The organism is Providencia sp. R33 (assembly GCF_019343475.1).
GTDB lineage: Bacteria > Pseudomonadota > Gammaproteobacteria > Enterobacterales > Enterobacteriaceae > Providencia.
This window is the reverse complement of record NZ_CP072453.1, coordinates 1,238,305-1,257,634: the sequence shown is the minus strand read 5'-3', so window position 1 is coordinate 1,257,634 and position 19,330 is coordinate 1,238,305. Positions and strand designations below refer to the sequence as shown.

Here is a 19,330-nt window from a genome sequence, read left to right as displayed (position 1 = left end):
TTATTCTCTCCCAAACATGGTGTTAAGTGTGTTACTGAAACCATAATCAATCGGTTCAGGTTTGGCGTTACCTTCTAATATCTCACGCTCTTTCTTAGCCTCTTGATATGTTTTCTGCCGCTTATCCATAACTTCGCGGTACATTGGTGATGATGATTGCTCAGGTTTAAAGCGTGACGGCATACCGTTATCACCAAGGAAAGGCGTAAATACAGGGATTTTATCGCTACCAGTTTGCTTCAGCATAATTGCATAACTGTAATCACGAGCAGTCACCGCATCAGGAACTAAAACAAATTCTGCATCATCAGGCATGCCGCCGAACACTTTAGATTTAAGCTGTTTTTGCTCTTCACGCCATTGGCCTATGATCCAGTTACCTGCGCCACTCTCATTGGTACCGTAAACAGCCTCAGGCGCATAACGCATAACTTCATCTTTACCGTTGATTGAAGTAACACCCCATGTTTTTTTAACCTGAGCATTCGTCATTTTTTTAGCTAAATCAGGATCCCCACCCGTACTAGCGAAGTTTGCATCATAAAGCGTTTGGTAATCTCGCATATATTCACGGTTGCTAACACTTGGCTTGGTAACATTTGGCGATGAGAAACCACCTAACGCAAAGAAACTATTTATATTACCTTGTGCTGCTTTCTCTCTTTCTTTGCTGTATTTCTTATCACGCATCTGTTCAGCAATAATCGCCTTAGTTCTATCGTTCTGTTCATATGTTAGGTTGTATGCAATGTCTATGGCCTTTTCGCTATCCATACCTGAGCGAGTTAAATCATAGATTTTTCCATAGTAAGCCATGGCATCAGTAGATAAGCCATTAATCGCAGACGGATTATTATCAAATATTTGACCATACATTTTAGCCATTGGAATGACTAACTCAGGGTTTTTAGATGTTGAACCAGTCACCAGTTTTGATTTAATTTGCGAAGGAATAATTCCAGTACGACTGGATATTTCAGCTACAGCATTTAAACTATTCTCATCACGAATATTGAATGATGATTCGATATTGTTAGTAAAATAATTGTCTGCTGCATCCTGATTGCTTTTATCGTTAGGATCTAACGGGAAGTTATTCTGTATAGATAACTGCAGGCGATTGGCTGAAAATACCTTTTCTTGGGCCTTGATATTGCTATCAACAAACTTACCGAATTTTTCCCAGCGCTGCATTTTACTTGCATAATTACTTTCAGATGGGTCCGGCATAATGCTATTTAATAATGAGCGCTGAGCCTGTGGCGTCATATCTTTAGCTGCTGATATCAATCCAGCATAGCGCTTCGCTTCTTGCATATCCGCTATCATTGCAGTGCCTTTGTCATAACCAAAAGCAGAAATAATAGTTTTTTCAGATGGCGCATTAGGTGCATCAAGACCGTTTTCCCATGCCGCATAGGAATCAGAAATAGTCGTACCAAGCTCAGTTTGTAATTGCTGCTGGCGTTGCTTGTCCATTTGCTCAGCTTGCTTCAAGTATTTTGCTTGGTCTGACTCATCGAGCGCATCGAAAGCCACTGAACCAGTTAAGCGTTTAGGTGCATTCGGTGAGCTAGGTAAACTTACCAATCCAAGCGCTGATTGAATCCCACTGGAAATATCATCATTAGATAGTTTGCTAACTTCACCTTGTCCATTCTCTTGAATCATTATCGCCATTGATAGACGCGTTAATGTATCTAAGTCAGTTAGGTCAAGAACAGTATCACGAGGAACATTGAGATAATCAGATACGAATTTAATATAACCTTCAGTGTCGTTATCATCCTCAGGTGGTGCCCATCGAGTAATGATCTGCTCAGGTGTTACATACCCCTGCCTCGCATACGATAATAGGTTTTTTCCTGTAGCTCTAATGCCATGTGCAGGTGTAGCGAATGTCACAAACGAACCATCATTACCCGTTTGTCCTACCCAAACATCCTTTGACATTCTAATGTTGCCCGGATTGTTATTACGAACTCCACGCGCAGATCCACTACTAGAAGATGAGGTAGATTTATCATAATAACGACTGATACCACCGTTATCTGAAGGCTCTCCATTCTGCTGCATAAACTGCATGTAGTCAGAGCCTATCTGATTTTCAATAGCTCTCTTTGCTGTGGCTGTTTTAAACTCCTGTTTCTTGGCTAATATCTGCTCATCACTCCAGCCGTGTGAAAACCCAAATTCTTCTATTTGTTGGAATACTTGTTTGTTTGCTGATAGGTAAGCATTGTTATCTCCATACAAACTAGCGGCTGACTCCGCATTAACAGATAACGTTGCTTGGAATTGGTCTTGTTCGTAAGCTTTAATTTGCCCCATTTCATGCTTATTAGCCTGCGAGCTAAACTGCAACCGCATTTCTTTTGCTTGCTGTGCGAACATACTTTTGATTGCATCATCCTGCAACGTTCCTGCTATTTCACCAGCGGCATTATCAAATGCCTGCTCAAACTCATAACCTTTACCAATAGCATTCTTACCCTGCATTGCAAGTAATCCATTGCGCGGATCGTTCATCAATTCATTGGCTTTCTGTCTAAGTTGCAGTGATGCATCTTGTGCCAGCGCTACATTAGCCCGTTGCTTCGCTTCTGCGAATACACCAGCATATTGCTCAGTAACTTGACCAAAACCCGATCCGAAATGCTCAGGGCTAGATTGGACACTAAAGCCATTATTTGGCAGAGGTGATGAACTAACCTGCTGTTCTTTGTACGTTGGTACTGTTGGCATATATCACCCCTTAAAATACAAAACGATTGGTACCGCTTTTCTTGGCAATATCAAACATGTTGTTGCTTGTACTGCCACCAGCTGCCGCGCCAGATGTACCAGAGAACGGATCCCACGCACCACCAGCCAATTGATACGCACCGTAGGCTTTAATTGGTGCTGTTAATAATGTTGTAGCAGCGCCAAAATTACCCTCACGGCGTGCCATTTTTCCCTGCAGTCTGTCATTAGCTGCTTGCATACGTAGGCCGTACGCTTCACGACTCGCATTATTAACCAGTGTTAAAGCGTCTAACTCACCCATTGCCGCAGTATCGCCGAACATATCAAGGGCACCAGACGAACTTAAATCAAGTCCACTCGCTGACATTGCCGCCGCTTGTGATCCTGCTAATTGCCGTGTGCGTGAACGCTGTTTCTCCGCTTCTGCATTGCCACGATTGATTGAATCATTCGCCGCCTGCTCATTCTGTCGTGCATTTTGGTTGGCTACATCAGCGTTAAACTTGCCTGATTGATATTGGCTATATGCCTGCATACCTGCCGAGGCTAGAATACCCCCTGCTAAAATGGCTGGACTACACATTATTTCGCCCTCGCATTCATCGTGAATTTATGAAACGGATAATTAAGCGCACCAATGGGCTGCGCATCTTCTAGTTTGAACCCTAGCCAATGCAGCCACGCCTTTGCAATGTAATTGCGCTCATCAACGTAATTAAGCAGTTCAGGATAGATTTGTAGCATTAGGCCAACGAATGGCTTACAGCGGCGTAGAAAGGCTTTCTGGTGCTTCTCTAAAATATCTGAGCCAACTAACCAAGGAATGCCAACGCCGCCGATGATGGACGCTGGCGACACACCGAAGATAGCCGCTACCTCACCATTGAATATAGCGGCCCATGATTTTGTAGATAGGTTAATGCCTGAGGCTAAAACCTCCTCAGGCGTTGATAGGTTCAATGCATAGAATTCATCAATATCAGCTTGCCTAACATGCGGTACCAATGCTTGCGCATGCTCTAATGTTGCTGGTACGATTTGAACAATACTCTTTGCCATATTAGAAGCCCCCCACATCTAAGCGCGGTATTGCAGCAAGGATTGATAAAGGTAACGGATCAGATTGCCTGACATACACACGGCCGTTTTTGCTCCACTCTGCATCAAGATTAATTTCTACCACGCCAGTAGCATCATTAACCGGATTATCGTAAAACTCGAATTCACGCTGAGCATATTCATATAACCGGTCTTTTTCGGTACCGGCCCATATACCACGACTTGAATTAACAATAAGGCTTGCCACCTTAACCAGTTTCTTTTTGTCGAGTAGCGTTTCTTGCCCGTTGATATGAATATCTAAGGTTTCCATGTCGCTAACGTACGGTAGGCCGATATGAACCACTACGGCAGGCTCTTCTAATGACACGGCACCACCAGAAACATTTTGCTGAGGCAATACATTTGCATCGGCTAGAATGCTGGTGATTTTACCTTCGATATGCTGTAGCCCTTCAAAACGGAAACGCGCAAAGCCCCATTCGCTTAATGGCTTATCCTGTAGTAATTCAGGCACATCACGATTAGGCGTTACCCGCACCGCATGAGTATTAATAAACTCGGTAATTTCACAACGTAACGTTTTGTTTTCATCGTCTTCAAAGTAAGGCAAGTGAATAGCGTTACCGATATCACTATCTTTATAAATGGCATTGCTGGCGGTTAAGGTAATATCCCCTTCATACGTCCAATTATCGACTGTGGTTAGGTGTACAGTGCTGGATTCATCTTTATTTCTGCCGTCATAACTTAGACCAGAATCAACAAAGAAAGCGTCCTCGGTCTTAGTAAATAGACGACTGCTTAAGCGCTCTATGTAACGCACAGTACCGCCACCAACTTTACGGCACACAATGAAGTAAACCGCATCCTCATTACCTTCACTGACGCTGCAGGTTGATTCAAATTGCCCGTCAGTCTCTTGTGGTGCCCAAGCAAATACTTGCTGCTCTCTGAGGTACGTCAATGAAAGCAATTTACCATCATCGCGAATACACCAAGCGATTGAGTAAGGAACGATAGAAAACGCCCAATCAATAATCTGGTGGCGTTGAAATAGGTGATTAGCCATGATGGTTAAATCGGTACCTTGGTACCCGTCAACATCGAATGAATACGCTAGGTCACGCACTGCGCTACCTTTTTCTTGGATGTACAAAGCAATATTGGCAACGGCAATTGGTGGAACATCACTACAGCCATTGGCACCTTGTGAAGAAAAAGAGAAGCTACTAGGCGTTAATACTTTGTTCTGATCCCCAGTAATTTGATACTCACCGCCAGACGTTAAGGCCACCAGCGAACCCACATCAATTAAGTGACGAATTTCATTAACTTGTCGTCCTGCATAGGTGTAAATGATACGGTCATCATCTTGAATTGGGTTATTCTTGCCAAAGTCTTTATAGTCCCCACTACGACTAGCCCAAATCGTTTGGGGATAAGCACGAGAGCCAGCAAAAAATAAGCGCTGCTGATAATACATAACAGTGCTTGGGTAGCCGTCTACATCATTCCAGACCGAACGCGCCCACTTATATGTAGCGTTTTCTTCACCTACAGCATTTGATGGTATGCACGAAACAACTTTACCCGTTGCCGTTAATCCATCGGTACTGACTGAATTTATTTTAACGATACCGAAACCACTGTGAAGGTACTCCCACTGGATCCCAGCATCACCGCCCCAACCATCCCAGCTCATACCCTCTGTGTGTGACGGCCTTAACGTGCCACTTTTACCTGCAGTATTAGCACGGTAGTAATTCGCACCAGCACGGCGTTGATCATTTATGTTAGTCGTCTTGTCTGTTTCCCATACTGGCACAGCATCAATCGCTTGCTGTTCAATATAAATTTGCTTACCGACTAATTCAGCACCAAAGATATTATGCGTTGCAGTCAGTGTTACATCACCTGTACTGGCGCTAACATATAACTTACGCTCTTTATCCGTATTGATATCTTCGAATGGCCCATTGCGGGTTTCAACAGGAACTAGTTTCCAATCATCATGATCATAGCGCTGTAGTTCCATCGGTGGATAATCAGCATGTACGATTGTCATTACGTCTGCTGACTGTGTAAATTTCAAATTAAATAAGTCAGCTTCTTTGTATGGTGTTGCCAGTTCGAATATTTCGCCTTTGTGCTCACCATCTGCATAAAGTACCTGACCACCATCTTTAATCACACGCATGTACTTATCACCCATTTCAAGGGCGTAAGTTTGCACTGTGCTGAACTGGAACGGGATCAGGCGGCATTTTTTGTTAGGGTATTTTGCCGCCGCAATAAACTTAGTTCCTGGTCTATTTTCAATACCGCCATATTGACGCACAAGAAAGTTTTCACACTTACGTAAAGCGGTAGAGTATTTTGCTAGGTCAATACGCCCATAAAGGCTAGGTGCAATTTCGCCACCGCTAAAACTCGGTTGAATGATGCTATAGGCCATTACGATAACCTCGCTTCGGTGAATGGATCCATGTAGTCGTTAGGCTCTGATGATTCATCAAGGGAATGAGCACCAGCGTTAGCAATCGCCATGGTGTAAATCTGTAGTGCTTCATTACCCATACCAGAATTTGAAGCCAATGGGCGTGCCAGTTCGCTAGCAAGCTTCCATGCCAGTGCATCAATGAATAGCGAATCAAACATATTCACATCAGTGACTGACGCAGTGTATTGCAACCACGCTTGTGGTTGGTCGCAGTAAATCAGCTTCCCAGTGCCGTCAGCATCCGAACCCACCAAGAAATTAATTGCATTATGTGGTTGAGGGTATTTCTGGCCAGATTGAATAATGGCTATTGCTTTTAAACAGTCGGTTGGGTAGCTGTAAGCAAACTTCCAGTCTGGTGGCGGGTTATTTGTATCAGCCAAAGCAACGCGCTTGCTGGCGAAGTTCCACGGAAAATCAGAGAGCGTAGTATCACGGCAATGATTGAAGTGTAGATTGCATTGCTCGGCTTCTTTGCTTTTTTCGCTAAGGCTGTTAATGAATCGGCTGTTACCAATGCGGCTAAGTGCCAAGTTGCAGATTTCTATTTCTGAGGCCATTACTCACCCCCATCAAACAAAACATCTGCCGCCGATTTGGCATCACCTGAACCCAAGGCCAGATCCGTTATCTGCAAATCAACTGATGTTGTTTTTTTGCCTTCACGCTCATCGGTACGTTTAGATTTAATTTTGGCTATACCAGACAATTCAATTGATTCACCAACATCAGGGATGGTTGCGCCTAGCTTTTCTAACGTTTCATTGTCCAAATAAAGAGTTAGCCCGTAAGGATATTCATCACGTGTTTCGCTCTCACCTTTGGAATTCTCAAAAGTTTCTGTGCTAATTTTTAAGTTGACCATTTTCATTGTCTGTATCTCCAAAAGAAAAAGGGGCTTTCGCCCCCTTTAACGCGAAAGTTAAATCGCTAATTCTTTACGTCTTTCATCTATCGCTGTGCGCATTTTATCTGCACCCATATTGTGATGAGGTGCTTTGCCAAATAGCTGTGTGTACTGTTCGCGCAAAGCTTCAAGGCTAGAATCGACCGTATCGCCTGAGCCACTAATAGCGGTATTGGTTACAACCTCACCAGTATCACCACCAGCCCCATCAACCAAAGCGCCAGTATCAGGTTTAGCATCATCACCACCAATCAACTTTAAGTTGCTGCCAGCAATACCGCTGTATTCAACCTCTTCACCAACTTCAAGCAGACGACCAGCGATAAATGATTTTTTCAAAACTTTATATCGTGACATGTCACACCTTAATTAGTTACGGCGTTGTAGATAGGATGAGCATCAGTGTTAAGTACGATACCCGCTGTAAATTTACCTGCAGTTAATGGACCATCTGTTACAACGTAACGCAGACGCAGATACTTAATAACACCATGCGGAACTGTACCGATAATGCGCTTACCTGCGTTCAGGTCTGCAATTGGCATAGCAAATGACTGGAAGATAGCAACAGGCGTTGTAAACGCTTTATCTGCTGATGTTTCCAGTACGATTTGTACTTTGGCTTCACCTGCCGCTGTGGCTTGCTCAGTAACCTGTGCAAACAGCTGCAACGGCTCACCAATACCGATATCACGGAAATCACCTTTAACTGGCGTTAGGTCAATGATACTGGTTGCAGTCGCTGATGCGGTCACTGCTTGGTCGAGAGAAAATAGAGTTTCTTTATCTAAAATCATGTTGCGAACTCCCAACAAAATTAAGTTAGCGGTACCCATTCAGGTACCGCACAATAGGCCAGCCTTACTTAGCGACCACCTGATCCTCAGTTGTGAGAATTGCATCGGTACGGCGCACAGGGATTTCATCAAAAGAAACAACCTTCTTCCCTGCAACTTCTTGCATAGAAATATTGACGTTCTTTGAGTTTTTAATCTGGCGGCGCATCCAGCTACGAACCTGCTGATTGCAATAGAAAACAGGTTTACCCATAGACAGATTAGGGATTTTCTCAATCGCTTGAATCAGTAAGTCAGGTAAGTCGATAGCACCTGTTGCTTCTGGATCTTTGGTTAACTTAGACAGGTCAACGTTAGCGATACGAACCACATAACGCCAATCGCGCATAGTTAAGCCATTTTTCCATTTGAAATGAGTACGGTAACCTTGGTACTTGCCACCATCAGCGTCATCTAGTGTTACTTCCCCTAAGTGCTGCTGTTCAAGACCAGCCTTAGAACCTTTAGGGTAAATACCATGAACTGTATTTTGCCCCCACACCACCAACCAGATAGAGGTTAAGTTGCTACCCGTGCCACCAGCATCAATAATATTTACGCCATTCTTAGCGCCTAAATCATTGAAGCGTGCGGCTAGTCCAGTGAAGCGCTGAGGATGCACAGTAGTGTCACCATAAAACAATGTTTCAGCCATTTGCTGGTTCATGGATTCAATGAAGGCCTGTGCTTCTGATAATAAAAACTCACCTGTATTACCGTTCATATCAGCAAGCTCTTTATCAACTTCTGAGTAAGTTTCCAGCATGCCTATAGAGTCTGTAACTTGTGCGGTAGTTGATTTACTTGGCGGCACACCGTAGTTCAACATACGCCATGTGGCCTCTGGTAAACCTGTGCGGACAGTTGTACGGTGGCCTGTAGGTAAGTTACCTTCTGAAAACACCATATCATCAAGAATTTCGTTAGACTGATTGAGCAGTTCAACGATCTTCGCTTGCTTGCTGTTTGGGTCTTGACGCTTAGCCCAGTCAGCCAATGTTAGAGCTTGAGGCATAATTTTCTCCTATACCTTATTTGCTATCACCAAAAAGAACATCCGCAGCACTGCGAGCGTTTTCACTGCTGCCACTAACAAAACCGTCCTCAGACATAGCCTTGCCAATCTTTGAAAAAACACGGACAAGCTCAGGATGATTACCTAAACCTGTTTCTACCAAATAACTTTTAAGCTCAGGTGAACCGAATTGATCCAACGCCTTTTGTGCATTACCAATCGATTCTGTAGAGCCAAGCCCTTCCTTATCTGCGTTGACTGTTTCAGCCCAACCAGTTACTTGCTTCTGCCATTCATCGGCTTGCTGCTTAACTAGTTGCGGCATAATCGTAGAGCCGTACACGTCAACAATCTTTTGCGCCTGCTCGTTGCTTAAACCAAGTTCACGCGCGATAGGCTCAAACGCTGCTACCGCTGCTGTATCAAGTTCTTGGTCTTTACCAGCCGTAAACTCATACTTTTCAGGTGCGGCGCTTACTGGCTTATTGTCATCACCTTCCTGCTTAGTACTGGACGTATCATTAGCCTTATCAGTTTCTGTACCAGTAGTCGTAGTCTGATCACCTGTTGTTGATGTTTCAGTTTTAACCGCTGTAGTTTCTGTGGTTGTCGCAGCTGCACTCTCGCCACCATCAACTGAAACCTCATTACAAAGGCGACGAAACACCAAGCGTTGAAATAAATTCATTGATTGTTCTCCTGTTCTTTGGCTTCTTCTGCCATGACCAAATAGAGATCAGGGCAAACACTCATTACATCGTTAAACAGCTCTAATCCCTTATTACGTCTACCTTCATTGAATGAAGTGATATAGGGATCAGGTGTAAATGAAACTTCGAAAACACCACTGGCAGATAGTGTTTTCCAAATAAAACGACGACCATATTCAGTACTCATAACCTGTTTTAAATCATCGTCTTCACGCTCTTTTCTAAGCTTGTCTTTAAGCTCTAAATCAGCCTGAATCTCTGCCTTTTCCTCTTCCGTATAATCATCAAACTTTGTCATTGACTACCACCAGCAAGCGCAGCTAAGGCACTGTTATCGTCCATTGGTGTGTTCCCAAGAGCCTGAGCGCCAGAAATAGCCTCTTGTGCCATTTGCATTTGTTGCATCTGCTGCTGTTGCTCTGCACGCTGCTGGCGAATAGCTGCTACTTGGTCATTGGATGAAACGATAGTTGGGGAAACACCGATTGACTCAGCGTAGTTATCAATCATTTCGTCAGTGTTCAGCTTATCGAGTGCTTCTGGTTTCATCTGTGCCAGACCACCAACAAAGCCCACGAAACGCTCAATACTGCTAACACCAACTGATTTCTGCGCCTGTGCCATGACAGAAATGTATTCAACCTTAAGCTGCATACCCTGCATTTCTTCTGGTGGCACGGGTAATAGGTTTTTACGCGCCATGATTGCGAACGTACGATTAATTAACTTGTCGAGTAGTTCAGAATCTAAACGCTGTAAGACAGGCCCTAACATGAGTAGCTTTTCTTCCTTCATCTCAATGACTGCTTCAACTGGCATTGAGCGAGTGTTGATGTTCTGTAGCATCATGAAAAGGTCAGAGAAATAAGCTTCTTTGATTTGATTACGAGTATCACCAATATCAGCAATCAAGCCGTTAATGTCGGCTTGCACTTGAAATATCGGTTTAATCATCTGGTCAGCGCCAGCCATTGGTAAGTAAGTTATTCCACCCGGCACAAGAGAAATGCGCTGATTCTTAATTGAGGCAGGTGCTTGCATAGGTGGATTGGTCACTTTATCAATCTGCTGTGCTTTGCGGCGCTGTAATAACTGCAATGCTTTAACGCTACCTAGTGCAATCATACCAGGGCATGATGAACCGTAGACGTCCTCGCCGTTCACTTCCCAGCGCGGAGCCATGATAGGGAATTCATCAAAACCTGATTCGCGTAGAACGCGTTCACTATCACCGCCCATTTCAAAGTAAACGGATTTAAATAGCTTGTTCTTAGCGTCCAGCTTTCCACTGATACGGTTTAAATTTGGGTATACTGAATGAATAACAGTAATCCACTGGCTATAGTTTCCAGAGTCCCATAGGCTTTTAACCTGCTCACTCACATTGTCTAGTCCGAACTCCATAACCAACTGGCGCACTGTCATACTGAATTCACGGAAACAGGTATCAACTGTCAGGTCAGGCCCATTGGCAATGTAATAGCTACCGATAGGAAAAGGTACGGTGCGAATAACACGCTCGTTATCTTCCAGCACAGCTAATGCGCTGGTGGCAAAAGTACCGATATCGGAATAAGTCTGAGGCAATGACTGATAGATGTTGGAACGATTGAACACTTCGTTCATGCGCTGCTCAACGACTTCAAGCCACATTTTCACAGGACTATAATTCATCATGTCAGGATCTGGCGTAGCCAAACGGAACCACTTACGGGCAGGGCTAGTTATCCCTGACATCATGCCACTTGATAAAGTACGCTCTGATTTAGCTGCTTCTTGGTCGATGATTTTCGTATTACGTCTATCACCGCGATTAACTTCTGATGTGTTAAAGCGAGTACTACGAGGGCGCGTATACTCCGCAAGCTCTTTCCAGTGCGGCTCAAATGATTGGCGCTCATTCTTAAGCTGTGAGAGTTGTTTTAATAAATCCTGCTTTAAACTCATACCGCCCCCGTTAGGTTACTGACCAAGTAGCGTTTTACCGCTGGTTGATGCAGCATTGGTTGTACCCTGCGCACCTGTTAGCAATGTTGACTTACGACCAGCGGCAGCACGACGGCGGCGCAGCTCTTCATCACGTGAACCTACTACAGCCTCGTCCTGTTCTTGTGGTGCCGCCTGAACTGGTGGAGGGGTTTTAATCTTGGGAGTGCCACCTAGGATATTTCCGCACATATAACACCTCGATAAAATAAACAATAATACATTTTATGATTTATTGTATATCTTATTTGACAAATATAAAACCAAGATATACATTTTGGTTATCGGTTGTTATTCAGATGTTCCTTTGCCCGTTATCAAGTGACTTTCCTTTGCTTACATTTGCCCTCGCTGTGAGGGCTTTTTTTTGCCTGTTAGTTAAGCATAAGGATCGTAATCAGCATCACTAACAACGTGACTGCCCTGACTAGATATAGAAATGTTATTGCGTTCTTTTTTGGTGACTGGGTAAGCAAATGTTAAGACAAACGCATCACCCTTACCCGGAGAGCGCCCGATACGCTTTTTAATCTCTTCTTTTGGTTCAAGTACAATTTTACCATCAACCCTAACCTTATATTCAGCCACGGATAAATCATCAGCTGTTTCTTGGTCATCAAGCGCACCGCCTATTTTTAACCATATTTTAGCGCTGCTATACATTTCACCACGCTTATTTAGCATTTGTGGGTCCGTAGACGCGCTACCGAATTGCACAAGCTGCCAATCACGCCCCCATCCAGTACCTATAGAGTAGATACCTGTACCGTAGCCATAGTCAATATGAACAGCATCAGCACCGTACTGATCCTCAAAGTCAGCAATGCGCTTAGCCATAACCATATCATCAGTAGTTTTGTTACCCGTCCACAGGCATTTACTGTGTAACCCTTGTCGCATATAAATAACAGCATCATCATCACCGGAGTATGCAGGGTCAACGCCTATGATAATTGGTGCGTGTGATACCTCTGCTTGTGTTACTGTGCGCTTCATTGCCGCATCAGTTAAGCCAGTAGGTATGAATTGGGTTTCAGATGTTGACGGGAAAATACCACGAACACGAACTTTAACAAAGTCACTATCCTCGCCACGGTCTTCAATCCATTTATCGATTTGCTCTTTGTTGGTACCTTCAACCGTACGGCTATCAATCTGCTTGGTTTTCCAACGGTGCTTAAACTTACGGAAACACTCACGGAAGCGCCCTGTGTTACGTGTCGGGTTACCAAATGCTATCCAGATAATTTCTGTGTTCTCATCCGTCAAGGCACCCTCAGCTACTTCCCATACCAGATCCGCAATGTTAGAAGCCTCATCAAAAATTAGAATGATACGCTTGCCTTGGTTATGCAACCCTGCGAATGCCTCTGTGTTGTTCTCTGACCAAGGCACAGCATCAGCACGCCATGCGTTAGCGTGATTAGGGTCATTGGAATAGATAGCGGTCTTGGTGCAGGTAAACCAATCCTTGGTGATAGATAGGCGTTGCCACTTCGCAATCTCTGGCCATGTTTTAGTGCGTAGCTGATTTTCGGTGTTGGCAGTAACAACCACCTTGCAATCTTCGCAGGTGTCCATGCCCCATTTGATAATCATCGATATGAAAGCAGATTTACCTATACCGTGACCTGATGCCCTAGCAAGCTGTAACGGCTGGTGTCGTGTCTCAGGGTTGCGCAGGTGCTCACCTATTTCGTTCAGCGCTTCCGCTTGCCATTGACGAGGCCCATTAGCATTTTCAAGTTCGGTACCAGCCTCACCCCACGGAAATGCGTACAGAGCATAACTTAACGGGTCATGAGTAAACATGCCGATATCGTTAATCAGTTGCTCTTCTGGCGACATGGTATCAATCATTGCTCACCACCAGTGGCACGCTTACGGGCTGCTGCCAACTTATCAGCAAGGGAAATAGTTACATCGACCTGATAGCGTTCACGGAATGCGTTAACGTCTACGTGCTTACCGACCATTTCAAGTACGCGCAATTTATCTAACAGCTTCACTTTCTTAACAGTAACTCTTTCATCAATGACGGCTATTTCGAATGCATTAATACTTTTTCGCCATACTGCAGGCCAATCTTTTATTGGCTTGATATCACCCGTATTAGTGAGTATGTCGGCAATATCCGCATCAAGCATATTAACCAATCTCTCTAACACGCTGTCAGCGTCTAGCTTCTTGCGCTTGTTTCGCTGCTGCATAAGCTGCGCGATACGGTCAATGACGCGAGGGTCTTTCATAAGTTGTGATGCGCGCTTACAGGCGCTAACTTCGGCATAGCCTGCTGCTAAAGCTGCATCAGTTTGATTATCAGGGGCTTTGATATATTCCTGACAAAAACGCTCCATTTGAGCGTTAAGTGGTGTAGGTTTTCTGGCTGGTGGCTTACGTGGTTTCTTTGTGGTCATAATCATCACCTCTACGGTTATTATGACCGACCAAAAGATAACATTCAAACCTTATAAGGGTCTTGAACTAGTCGGTCATGCCGACAGGTTGGAATTGTCGTTATGTGAATTCCCATAACGGAACAATATCAATCGGTTGACAAAATCGCGTCAACCAAATTTCTATTTTGATGGTGATTTGTCAACCGTGGTTAATTTAAGCTCATGCCACCCTTTAGTATTCCAGCACTCAGCGGCACCAGAGAGACAGCATTCAGTTACTGGTAGCTGCTCTCCACACTTACCGCAACAACGTTTTGATAGCTTAGCAATTTCACGCTTAAGCCTTGCATCATCGTTACGTATGAGCATTTGAATGTATTCCGATTCGTCGTACGGTTCGCGCCCCGGTCTACGCAACGCACAATTACGCTTAATCATTTCGTGTTCTTCGGCTTCTACTTGCCACTGCGGAGTAACCAAGCCAGCTTCACGCTGGCGTTTACGTTGCGCTGCTTTGCGCTCTGCTGGTGATTTAGCCATTGAATAACATCCCTACAGCTACGGCGAACACGCACCAGAACACGGCAAATATTAAGTAAGTTTTTAGCATAATTACCACTCCACTTTAGAATTGCTTACCGCCGCTCTTAGCTCTGTTTTCACGCTGATGGTCTGCTCGGTGCTTGTTGTATTCAAGCTTCTCAGTAATAGCGCTTTCAATGTCATAGCCGAATGCATGTGCATAATCCAAAATGCGAATAACAGCATCAGCTAATTCAACCTCAGCCATTTTTCGATGTGGCAAGTGGTCGTCCATTAAATCTTTTCGCTCACCTTCCATTGCCTCACTGATTTCAGAGTGAATTAGACAGAGTAGAGTTCCTTTTTCACGTGGATTATCCCACCAGCCAGCCTTTTTATTTTGCTCATGAATTTGCTGCTGTAATTGTTTGATGTTCATATTTACCTCGCGTGACATGTCACGATTGTTTGTTTAGTAAAACAGCCCTAATTCCCAATTCAGGTTGTTCAAACACTCACGGTCAGACTCAAAGCAATAATCCCATTCCTCTTGGTCTTTATGCTCTCTAACCAGTTGCCAACACCAGCCGTCACGGTGTTTAACTCGCCTTACCAATCTAACTACGGTGGTATCACAATCAAATATGACGCCATAGTCACTGCCAAAGCCGATACGCAAAACATCAAGCTCTACACTTACTACTCTGAACAACTTAGGCATTGGCTTAATGCCATTATGGAAATCATCAATTTTTGAATGCTTTATTGAGATATCTGCCATGGTTATTTACCCCTAGCCGCTAGCATTGCATCAGCCATTATGTAAGCTTCACGCGATACCCACGCTGCTGACTCTTCAATCACAACCGCAATCATGGCTTCGTTTGATAAAATGCCCTGCATTGCAGCCATGGCGAACTGGTCACGCAAATTACCTGTAGCTGGCACTGGATTACCACATTGAGCCATTTCATGCGGTTTTTTATACATCATTTCTTTAAATTCTTTATTGTTCATGGCGTTAACCTCAAAATAACGAAACTTGTTTAACTACTGTTTTCCCACGGCGTTTAGGTTTTGCCTTTGTGTTACCGCCGTACTTATCCATCCAAACCCTTGCTACGTGAAAGCAATCATCAAACATGGCACCGCGTTTACTTGCTTGTGAGCATCTGCGGTAATGTGCGATACCTTCATCAGCGGCAAGTTGTAATGCCCCCCCCTGATAATCAAGCTCTTGAAGCTTCTTGATGATGTTCTTTCTAATAAAATCTTCTGGACTCATAAGGACTTACCTCATTCATTCAACGATTCGTTAATCCGCTCACAAACTTACCCTCTGGTAACAAGTTCATGATTTGTCGATTATTCCGGTAACCTTACCGTTATCATTCCAGTGGTTCCCCAAACCTTAGAAACTCGCCCATCCCATATACGCGAATCATCGTCAAAGATGGCGTCCAGCAAGGCTTTCTCTAAGTTGTCTTTGTCTGGCTTTTGCTGGTGGGGCTTACCGTCCATTTCAGCCTGTTTTTTCTTGCTCCATGACTTAGGCATAGGCATAACAAAAATCACGTGGTAATTGCTCTCAGGCAGGTTAATGCCCCTTGCTCTTACTTCGTCACAGAAAGCTCTATAACGCATTACGGTGGTCGCTTCTGCCATTTGTCACGCTGGGTCATGCGGGGCTTAGGTACGGGCACAATTGGATATTCAAGGGTTTTCATACCGCCAAGCCTCGCTTAATGCGCTTCGCCCTTGGCTTCGCCAGTAACTCGTTAAACATGACTTGTAAACGTGCCGGTTCACCTGTTTGGCGCCATGGGCCATATTCAGGTACCACAACAGGAACTTTGATTTTCTTGGGCTTGCTTGATTTACTGGTTCTCACCTTGTGGCGTTGACTACTGCTAGCTTGTCTGGCTAATCCAGCCTCATAGTTATCATTCAGCTTGTAACCAAATGCTCTAATACCGCCCTCTTCAACGGTTACCAATAAAACAACATTAAACTGTTCCAGTTGGTTCAAAGCATCCTTTGCGGTGCAATATGGAACCTTAATACCGTTGCTTTCGAAATGGTCTCTAATCGCTTTTAACGACATGCTTTGACCACCTTTGAGTAGCTCTATTACCCTATCCTGAAATAACATAACCATTACCTCGAATTCGATTAACCCACACGGTTAATATAAACAAATTGTTTATCTTTTCAACCATAAAAAATTAGTAAGAATCAATTTTCTTACCACCCTTTAAAACGCTCTGTAACGCTCTACATTTGATTTTCACATTCAACCTATGGGATTTATCATCCTGTATATCAAAAGCGCCTGTATGTTAATCCTGCCAACAATTTTGATAACCTTTGAATCTTATTGTCTCCGTTGTTTACTTTTTTCAATTAAATCCATCCAAGCAGGACGAGGTTTTGATTTATCGGTAAGTGTCAGTGTTGGCTCTGGTACCTTTTCGCCCTTTCTAACTCGCTCAGTCCATTGTGATAACATTTTGTCTAGTCGCTTCTCACATTCAACCTCAGTTAGCCTTAGGTCAATCATCTTCGTCCTTAGGTCTGTAAACATCCAGTATTGAACCGGGTGTTTGAACGGGTACATTTCAGCGCTCTGGTAGTTATTGCGCTTAGCGCAGTAGGTTAAAAAATCTCTAAGCTGTTCGTCAGGATCAAGCCCAAAGGGATTATGCTTAGCCGCTTCACCAGATAACGCGACAATCACGTCTGATAACTCTGGTGGCCATGGATTACCATTCATGCAGCGGTCGATACAGAATTTAAACAGTCCGTCCAGTTGCTGGTCACTCAATGCGCTTAGCGCTTGCTTCCACATCAATGACGGTTCCGTGCCATTTTTGTTCTTCCATTTGTCGCCGTAGATTTCGATCATCTTCAACCAAAGCGTCAACAGCGTCTTGCCCGTATTTATCGAGGACGTGTTGTAAGAATTCCTGCATCGCTTTTGGCTTTCCTGCGAATTGGCTATCGATCTTAGTTCTCTGACCTGCCCCATTTTTCACCACCTTTTCATTTTTCAATCGACTGCGTTTCAGACCATTAGCAAGGGCTAGTTCCCATTGCTCGTGTGTTTTGGCTTTTCCCTCTGCCCCCCAGTAGGTTATAAACTCGGCTAGCTCATGAGGCTGTAACGGCTCTTTGAGTATCGTTCCCCAGTACGCAGCCTTTTGGGTGAAGTCTTGATCAGGCTCCCAACCGTGATACATCACAAATTTATCATTCACACCAAAACCACCAGCAGGAACACGACCGTTCAAGATAGAATTATTAGCATTCGGATTAGATTGAAAATTATCTTCCCGCGCATTAGAGAGAGGATCTTTTATATCTCTATTCTTATCTTTATCTTGTTGTGACCCATCGTGACATTTCGTGACATCTTCGTGACCTGCATTTTTATTTTGCTCTTCCTCTCTTTGAATTCTTTCTCTTTCGCGTTGCTCTCTTTTTCGCTGAGCTGCTGATTTTGCTCCTGTTTCTGCGTTTCCTAAGTCTTCCTTTTTTGGCTGGCGGCTCTCCCAACCAGTAATTTTCGAACCATCTAAAACACGTCCCTGCATGGCATTTAAAACAGCTTCAATCTGTTCATTTTCAACATCCAGCGCACTTGCTAAATCTTCAATCGTGACTGTCACGTGACCGCGTTGTGACCCATCGTGACATTTCGTGACATCTTCGTGACCTGCATTTTTATTTTGCTCTTCCTCTCTTTGAATTCTTTCTCTTTCGCGTTGCTCTCTTTTTCGCTGAGCTGCTGATTTTGCTCCTGTTTCTGCGTTTCCTAAGTCTTCCTTTTTTGGCTGGCGGCTCTCCCAACCAGTAATTTTCGAACCATCTAAAACACGTCCCTGCATGGCATTTAAAACAGCTTCAATCTGTTCATTTTCAACATCCAGCGCACTTGCTAAATCTTCAATCGTGACTGTCACGTGACCGCGTTGTGACCCATCGTGACATTTCGTGACATTCTGTGACGCATCAACAAGAAGATGAATGTAAACAGCTTGAACTAATGCAATTGGCTGCTTTGAAGCCCTTGAAATTGTTCTCCATTTAGGATCGTTAGGCATGTCATGCCAGAGCCTAAGCCATTTATATGTAGACATAGGCCACCTCTACGCCGTAGCGTTATCACTAATTCCGTCTATTTCAATTGATGCAAGGCAGCTAGTATTGATTAGCTCACAGTAAGTTGTGTTTTCTGAATAGTTAAGTTGATGCCATAACCTTAACAGCGCTACTTCTTCATCTGTTTCAAGCTCAATAATAATTGTGGCGTTTTCATTAATACGTGCTTTCATGCCTGTACCCCCATTTCTCTTGCCTGCTTGAGAATGCTATTAACACTTTCACGGTAATTTGCAGCGTGCTTTGCAGCACATTCAACACAAACACCATTACTTACAAAACGCTCTGCAATATGCCCATGAACACAGGCTTTACCCGTATAAAAGCGAGACAACCCATTAGTTGCGGCTTCTTTTCTACTAATAACTTTCATTGAAAACCCCCATTACAGTTATGTGTGCAGTAAGATTATACGCTACAGAAAAAATAATCAACCATTTAAGCGTTATTGTTTATCCGGTTAATCATAAAAAGACCGCTTTCG

25 protein-coding genes and 1 pseudogene are annotated in these 19,330 nt (G+C 43.9%); all 26 read right to left on the bottom strand.

Annotated features, from left to right (window positions below; genetic code table 11):
* A complete protein-coding gene (locus tag J6836_RS05840) occupies positions 1–2,745 on the bottom strand; it encodes a hypothetical protein (RefSeq protein ID WP_219247627.1) in 2,745 nt (914 codons plus the stop codon).
* Between the two features lie 10 nt (positions 2,746–2,755).
* Positions 2,756–3,331, bottom strand: a complete 576-nt coding sequence (locus J6836_RS05835) for a hypothetical protein (protein ID WP_219247625.1) — start codon at positions 3,329–3,331, stop codon at positions 2,756–2,758.
* A complete protein-coding gene (locus J6836_RS05830; protein ID WP_195697188.1) occupies positions 3,331–3,825 on the bottom strand; it encodes a hypothetical protein in 495 nt (164 codons plus the stop codon). The genes J6836_RS05835 and J6836_RS05830 overlap by 1 nt, the downstream gene beginning before the upstream one ends.
* On the bottom strand, positions 3,809–6,265 hold the full coding sequence (locus J6836_RS05825) for a hypothetical protein (protein ID WP_219247622.1): 2,457 nt from the start codon (positions 6,263–6,265) through the stop codon (positions 3,809–3,811). The genes J6836_RS05830 and J6836_RS05825 overlap by 17 nt, the downstream gene beginning before the upstream one ends.
* On the bottom strand, positions 6,265–6,870 hold the full coding sequence (locus J6836_RS05820; RefSeq protein WP_219247620.1) for a hypothetical protein: 606 nt from the start codon (positions 6,868–6,870) through the stop codon (positions 6,265–6,267). Before J6836_RS05820 ends, J6836_RS05825 begins: the two co-directional genes overlap by 1 nt.
* On the bottom strand, positions 6,870–7,181 hold the full coding sequence (gene gp10 / locus J6836_RS05815) for a capsid staple protein (RefSeq protein ID WP_219247618.1): 312 nt from the start codon (positions 7,179–7,181) through the stop codon (positions 6,870–6,872). The genes J6836_RS05820 and gp10 overlap by 1 nt, the downstream gene beginning before the upstream one ends.
* Positions 7,182–7,232: 51 nt before the next feature.
* A complete protein-coding gene (locus tag J6836_RS05810; RefSeq protein ID WP_219247616.1) occupies positions 7,233–7,574 on the bottom strand; it encodes a hypothetical protein in 342 nt (113 codons plus the stop codon).
* Positions 7,575–7,582: 8 nt separating this feature from the next.
* On the bottom strand, positions 7,583–8,014 hold the full coding sequence (locus J6836_RS05805; protein ID WP_036953433.1) for a Bbp16 family capsid cement protein: 432 nt from the start codon (positions 8,012–8,014) through the stop codon (positions 7,583–7,585).
* Positions 8,015–8,078: 64 nt separating this feature from the next.
* Positions 8,079–9,068 (bottom strand): major capsid protein, encoded by a 990-nt coding sequence (locus J6836_RS05800; protein ID WP_219247615.1) that lies wholly within the window; start codon positions 9,066–9,068, stop codon positions 8,079–8,081.
* Positions 9,069–9,084: 16 nt separating this feature from the next.
* On the bottom strand, positions 9,085–9,756 hold the full coding sequence (locus tag J6836_RS05795) for a peptidase (protein ID WP_219247613.1): 672 nt from the start codon (positions 9,754–9,756) through the stop codon (positions 9,085–9,087).
* Positions 9,753–10,076: a Bbp19 family protein gene (locus J6836_RS05790; protein WP_219247611.1), complete on the bottom strand. Its 324-nt coding sequence runs from the start codon at positions 10,074–10,076 to the stop codon at positions 9,753–9,755. The genes J6836_RS05795 and J6836_RS05790 overlap by 4 nt, the downstream gene beginning before the upstream one ends.
* A complete protein-coding gene (locus J6836_RS05785) occupies positions 10,073–11,725 on the bottom strand; it encodes a portal protein (RefSeq protein WP_219247609.1) in 1,653 nt (550 codons plus the stop codon). Before J6836_RS05785 ends, J6836_RS05790 begins: the two co-directional genes overlap by 4 nt.
* Positions 11,726–11,740: 15 nt before the next feature.
* Complete coding sequence (locus J6836_RS05780; protein WP_004253720.1) at positions 11,741–11,956, bottom strand: hypothetical protein; 216 nt, start codon at positions 11,954–11,956, stop codon at positions 11,741–11,743.
* Between the two features lie 186 nt (positions 11,957–12,142).
* Positions 12,143–13,624 carry a terminase gene (locus tag J6836_RS05775; RefSeq protein WP_219247607.1) on the bottom strand — a complete coding sequence of 494 codons (1,482 nt, stop codon included), beginning with the start codon at positions 13,622–13,624 and terminating at the stop codon, positions 12,143–12,145.
* Positions 13,621–14,181, bottom strand: coding sequence for a terminase small subunit (locus J6836_RS05770; protein WP_255586334.1), 561 nt, complete (start codon positions 14,179–14,181; stop codon positions 13,621–13,623). Before J6836_RS05770 ends, J6836_RS05775 begins: the two co-directional genes overlap by 4 nt.
* 162 nt (positions 14,182–14,343) lie before the next feature.
* Entirely contained in the window at positions 14,344–14,703 is a 360-nt protein-coding gene (locus tag J6836_RS05765; RefSeq protein WP_219247604.1) for a hypothetical protein, read from the bottom strand.
* An 85-nt stretch (positions 14,704–14,788) separates the two neighbouring features.
* Positions 14,789–15,124 carry a hypothetical protein gene (locus J6836_RS05760; RefSeq protein ID WP_219247601.1) on the bottom strand — a complete coding sequence of 112 codons (336 nt, stop codon included), beginning with the start codon at positions 15,122–15,124 and terminating at the stop codon, positions 14,789–14,791.
* A gap of 33 nt (positions 15,125–15,157) precedes the next feature.
* Entirely contained in the window at positions 15,158–15,466 is a 309-nt protein-coding gene (locus J6836_RS05755; RefSeq protein ID WP_219247599.1) for a hypothetical protein, read from the bottom strand.
* Between the two features lie 2 nt (positions 15,467–15,468).
* Complete coding sequence (locus J6836_RS05750; protein ID WP_219247596.1) at positions 15,469–15,702, bottom strand: hypothetical protein; 234 nt, start codon at positions 15,700–15,702, stop codon at positions 15,469–15,471.
* A gap of 10 nt (positions 15,703–15,712) precedes the next feature.
* The gene (locus J6836_RS05745) at positions 15,713–15,970 is read right to left on the bottom strand and encodes a hypothetical protein (RefSeq protein ID WP_219247594.1); all 258 of its coding nucleotides are present in this window, start codon (positions 15,968–15,970) and stop codon (positions 15,713–15,715) included.
* Between the two features lie 80 nt (positions 15,971–16,050).
* A pseudogene (locus J6836_RS05740) lies at positions 16,051–16,412 on the bottom strand (RusA family crossover junction endodeoxyribonuclease).
* The gene (locus J6836_RS23100) at positions 16,409–16,837 is read right to left on the bottom strand and encodes a hypothetical protein (protein WP_255586333.1); all 429 of its coding nucleotides are present in this window, start codon (positions 16,835–16,837) and stop codon (positions 16,409–16,411) included. Before J6836_RS23100 ends, J6836_RS05740 begins: the two are co-directional and overlap by 4 nt.
* Before the next feature lie 222 nt (positions 16,838–17,059).
* A complete protein-coding gene (locus tag J6836_RS05730) occupies positions 17,060–17,533 on the bottom strand; it encodes a replication protein P (protein ID WP_219247590.1) in 474 nt (157 codons plus the stop codon).
* Positions 17,502–18,824 carry a DnaT-like ssDNA-binding domain-containing protein gene (locus tag J6836_RS23095; protein WP_255586332.1) on the bottom strand — a complete coding sequence of 441 codons (1,323 nt, stop codon included), beginning with the start codon at positions 18,822–18,824 and terminating at the stop codon, positions 17,502–17,504. The genes J6836_RS05730 and J6836_RS23095 overlap by 32 nt, the downstream gene beginning before the upstream one ends.
* A gap of 9 nt (positions 18,825–18,833) precedes the next feature.
* Positions 18,834–19,019, bottom strand: a complete 186-nt coding sequence (locus tag J6836_RS23090; RefSeq protein ID WP_219247588.1) for a hypothetical protein — start codon at positions 19,017–19,019, stop codon at positions 18,834–18,836.
* On the bottom strand, positions 19,016–19,219 hold the full coding sequence (locus J6836_RS05710) for a hypothetical protein (protein ID WP_006658847.1): 204 nt from the start codon (positions 19,217–19,219) through the stop codon (positions 19,016–19,018). Before J6836_RS05710 ends, J6836_RS23090 begins: the two co-directional genes overlap by 4 nt.
* Positions 19,220–19,330 lie beyond the last annotated feature (111 nt).